This is a genomic window from Frateuria sp., assembly GCF_013362045.1.
Classification (GTDB): domain Bacteria; phylum Pseudomonadota; class Gammaproteobacteria; order Xanthomonadales; family Rhodanobacteraceae; genus Frateuria_A.
The window spans coordinates 1-4641 of sequence record NZ_JABFWW010000211.1 but is presented as its reverse complement, the minus strand read 5'-3'; the positions used below and the strand labels follow the sequence as shown (position 1 = coordinate 4641).

General features: G+C 67.4%; 2 protein-coding genes. Both read left to right on the top strand.

Annotated elements, in window-relative coordinates:
* The first annotated feature begins 128 nt into the window (after positions 1–128).
* Positions 129–3134 (top strand): TonB-dependent receptor, encoded by a 3006-nt coding sequence (locus HOQ08_RS10130; RefSeq protein ID WP_291194028.1) that lies wholly within the window; start codon positions 129–131, stop codon positions 3132–3134.
* A 71-nt stretch (positions 3135–3205) separates the two neighbouring features.
* Positions 3206–4641 (top strand): tryptophan halogenase family protein (locus tag HOQ08_RS10125; protein ID WP_291194025.1); only part of this gene is annotated, 1436 nt, incomplete at its 3' end.

Genomic DNA, 4641 nt, shown 5'->3' with positions numbered 1-4641 from the left:
GGTGCTGGAGCCGTGACATGGGGCTGGCGAGTTGCTGCCTTGTCGTGGAAAACTCACAAGCGCGTCACCCGGTAGAAACAACCATCCACTAAAAGCCGCTGCCTTCGAGAACGGGAACCATGAACACGATGTTGCGATTGAACAAACGCCTGCTGGCGAGCCTGATCACCGGCTCGGTGGCTGCGCTCGCCGCCGCCCCGAACCTGTCGTGGGCGCAGACCGCCAACGCCACCCTGCGCGGCACCGGCCCGGCCAACACCGAGGTCACCGCCCGCAACGTGGCCACCGGCTCGGTGCGGCGCACGCGTACCGGCGCGGATGGCAGCTATGCGCTGCCCGGCCTGCAGCCGGGCACCTACCAGGTCGATGCGGGCGCCGGCACCGAGCAGACGGTGACGCTGACCGTCGCCTCCACCGCCACCCTGAACCTGCAGCAGTCGGCGGCGGGCGCGCCCTCGCCGACCAGCGCGACCACGCTGACCGGGGTGTCGGTCACCGCCTCCACGCTCACCGAGGTCAAGACGCCGGAGGTGGGCAGCACCATTTCGCTGCGCCAGATCCAGACCATCCCGCAGATCTCGCGCAACTTCCTCGAGTTCGCCGACACCGTACCGGGCATGGTCTTCAACGTCGACTCCAAGGGCAACACGTCGCTGCGCGGCGGCGCGATGAACAACAGCTCGGTCAACGTCTACATCGACGGCGTGGGCCAGAAGAGCTACGTCAAGGAAGGCGGCGTCAGCGGCCAGTTCGGCAGCCAGGGCAACCCGTTCCCGCAGCTGGCGATCGGCGAGTACAAGGTCATCACCTCCAACTACAAGGCCGAGTACGACCAGATTTCCTCGGCCGCGGTCACGGCGCAGACCAAGTCCGGCACCAACGAGTTCCACGGCGAGACCTACTACCGCTACACCCATGACCCGTTCCGCGCGAGCACGCCGGCCGAGCGGGACGCCGGCACCAAGACGCCGTCGAAGGAAAAGGAATACGGCTTCGCCATCGGCGGCCCGATCATCAAGGACCAGATGCATTTCTTCGCCACCTACGAGGCGAAGCGTTTCGACACCCCGATCACCGTGGTGCCCAGCGCCGACGGCGCGCCGGGCGTGCCGTTCCTGCCGGCCGATGTCGCCGCCCAATTCGGCCCGGCCGGGCTGAACTTCAAGGAAGACCTGTACTTCGGCAAGATCGACTGGGAGCCGACCGACCGTGACCGCTTCGAGGGCAGCGCGCAGATCCGCAAGGAGGACCAGCGCGGCGGCGTGGGCGACCAGAACGCCGCCACGGCCGGCTACAACACCCGCAACAACGACAAGCGCTATGCGCTGCGTTGGCAGCACAGCGGCGAGGCCTACTTCAACGAGCTGCTGCTGACCTACGAGGATGCCTTCAACGCGCCCACCGCGCTCAATTACGGCAACGGCCTGGTCTACACCTGGGAGCGCCCGACCGACGACCCGGTGATCATCCAGACCGGCGCGGCCAATCCGCTGGCCACGCAGAACAAGGGACAGAAGGGCCCGGCCATCCAGGACGACCTCACCTTCAACGACCTGCAATGGCTCGGCGACCACGTGATCAAGCTGGGCTTCAAGAAGAAGATGGTCACGCTGCACGCGGCCGACGCGGCCGACGTGAACCCGCAGTTCTCCTACAACGTGACGCCGGCCGGCACCGACGCCACGCCGTACAAGGCCTTCTTCACCAAGCCGGTGACCGGCCTGGGGCTGTCCCCCACGGTGTCGACCAAGAGCCACCAGTTCGGCGCCTACGTCCAGGACGACTGGGACGTCACCGACAAGCTCACGCTGAACCTGGGCGTGCGCTGGGACTACGAACGCACGCCCTCGTACACCAACTTCGTCACGCCGGCGAACGTGGTGGCCGCGCTCAACAGCCAGGACCCGAACGCACCGGCGGGCCAGACCTATGCGCAGTCGCTGGCGCTCGGCGGCGTCGACGTCAACGACTACATCAGCACCGGGCGCAACCGCTCGGCCTACAAGGGCGAGTGGCAGCCGCGCCTGGGCTTCTCCTACGACCTGTTCGGCGACCAGGCGCACGTGATCTTCGGCGGCGCCGGCCGCGCCTACGACCGCGACCTGTACGACTACCTGCAGCTGGAAACCACCAAGTCGGCGCTGCCGCAGTACACGATCTACTTCCGTGATCCGGCGACGGGGCTGTGCCACCGCAACTCGACCCCCTGCTACGACTGGAACCCGAACTACCTCAACGGCCTGGCCAACCTGCAGGCGCTGCTCGGTCCCAGCAGCAACGCCGGCACCGAGGTCGACCTGATGAACAACCACCTGAAGGCGCCGTATTCCGACCAGTTCAGCCTCGGCATGCGCAACCAGGTGGGCGACTGGAACACCAGCGCCACGGTGTCGCGCATCCTCAGCCACGACGGCTTCGCCTTCACGCTCGGCAACCGCTACCCCAACGGCGCGTTCTTCCAGAACAACAGCCAGCCGTGGGGCAACGGCGTGCCCGGCTTCGGCGCGCTGATCATCGGCAACAACGGCATCGCCACCCGCACCACCCAGCTGCTGCTCTCGGCCGAAAAGCCCTATACGAAGGAATCGCACTGGGGCGCGACGTTCGCCTACACCTACACCCACGCCAAGCAGAACCGCGACATCAACGAGCACTACTCGTTCGACGAAGCGACCATCGGCAACTATCCGTTCATCACCTCCAACGCCGCGGCCAAGCACCGCTTCGTCGCCACCGGCAACGTCGACGGGCCGTGGGGCACCACGCTGTCGGCCAAGCTGACCCTGGCCACGCCGCTGCCGTTCAACGGCATCGCCTGCTATGACGGCGCGGTGTTCCCGGCCGGCAACAACTGCATCCCGCAGGCGGCGACGCCGGGCGGTTCGAGGTTCCTGTTCGGCGGCAAGATCTGGGGCTACCGCGACATCGACTTCCAGGCGACCAAGAACTTCGAGCTCGGCAACGGCGTGACGCTGTTCGGCCGGTTCGACGTGCTGAACGTGTTCAACTGGGACAACTTCGTGGACTACGTCCCCACCTACGCGAACGGGCAGGCGACGGTGCAGTACAACCGCCTGGGCAACATCACCTTCGTGCCGCGCACGGTCAAGCTCGAGGTCGGCCTGAACTTCTAGCGCGGCTCGTGCACTCCCTGCGCGGCCACGGTCGGCCGCGCAGGGAGTCGTCTTTCCCCATTGGCATTTCCATGAGTGGACCTATTCGCGACATCGTCATCGTCGGTGGCGGCACGGCCGGCTGGATGGCCGCCGCCGCCTTCGCCAGGGTGCTCGGCGGACGCTACGCCATCCGGCTGATCGAGTCGGACGAGATCGGCATCGTCGGCGTCGGCGAGTCGACCGTGCCGCACCTGAAGCTCTTCAACAACCTGCTCGGCGTCGACGAGGCCGAGTTCGTGCGGCGCACGCAGGGCACCTTCAAGCTCGGCATCCAGTTCAACGACTGGGGCCGCATCGGCGACCGCTACTTCCACAGCTTCGGCAACCTCGGCCCCGACCTGGGGCTGCTGCCGTTCCACCAGTACTGGCTCAAGGCGCGCCGGCAGGGCAAGGCGGCGGACCTGGGCACCTACTCGCTCAACGCGCTGGCCGCCGGGCAGGGCCGGTTCATGGTGTCGGCCAGCGACGTGCCGCCCACCTCGCCGCTGGCCAACATCGCCTATGCCTACCAGTTCGATGCCGGGCTGTACGCGCGCTTCCTGCGCGAGTACGCCGAGCGCCAGGGCGTGCAGCGGATCGAGGGCAGGATCGTGGACGTGGCGCTGCACCCGGACAGCGGTTTCGTCGAGGCGGTCACCTTGGCCTCCGGCGCACGCATCGCAGGCGACCTGTTCGTCGACTGTTCCGGCTTCCGCGGCCTGCTGATCGAGCAGGCGCTGCACGCCGGCTACGACGACTTCAGCCGCTGGCTGCCGTGCGACCGCGCGGTGGCGGTGGCATGCGAGAAGGTGGGCCCGCCCACGCCGTACACGCGCGCCACCGCGCACGCCGCCGGCTGGCAGTGGCGGATCCCGCTGCAGCATCGCACCGGCAACGGCCATGTCTATTCCAGCGCGCACCTCAGCGACGACGAGGCGGCCGCCACGCTGCTCAAGCACCTGGACGGCCGCCCGCTGGGCGAGCCGCGGGTGCTGCGCTTCACTGCCGGCATGCGGCGCAAGTTCTGGGACCGCAACGTGGTCGCGCTGGGCCTGGCCAGCGGCTTCATGGAACCGCTGGAGTCGACCAGCATCTACATGGTGCAGTCGGGCATCGCCCGCTTCCTCAACCTGTTTCCGTGGAACGATTTCGATCCGGTGCTGATGCAGCGCTACAACGCGCAGTCGGTGTTCGAGTACGAGCGCATCCGCGACTTCCTGATCCTGCACTACCACGCCACCGAACGCACCGACAGCGCGTTCTGGAACGACTGCCGCACGATGGCGATTCCTCCCGCGCTGGCCGAGACCATCCGCCTGTTCCGCGACAGCGGCCGCTTCTTCCGCCAGGGCGAGGAGATGTTCGCGCTGGTCAGCTGGGTGCAGGTGATGCTCGGCCAGGGCATCGTGCCCGAGCAGTACCACCCGCTGGTCGACCAGGTCACCCAGGCCGACATGGACGGCTACATCGCCAACGTCGGCCGGGT

Coding starts and splice junctions, on each gene's coding strand:
- HOQ08_RS10130 (WP_291194028.1), top strand. CDS start 129: ATGTTGCGATTGAACAAACGCCTGCTGGCGAGCCTGATCACCGGCTCG.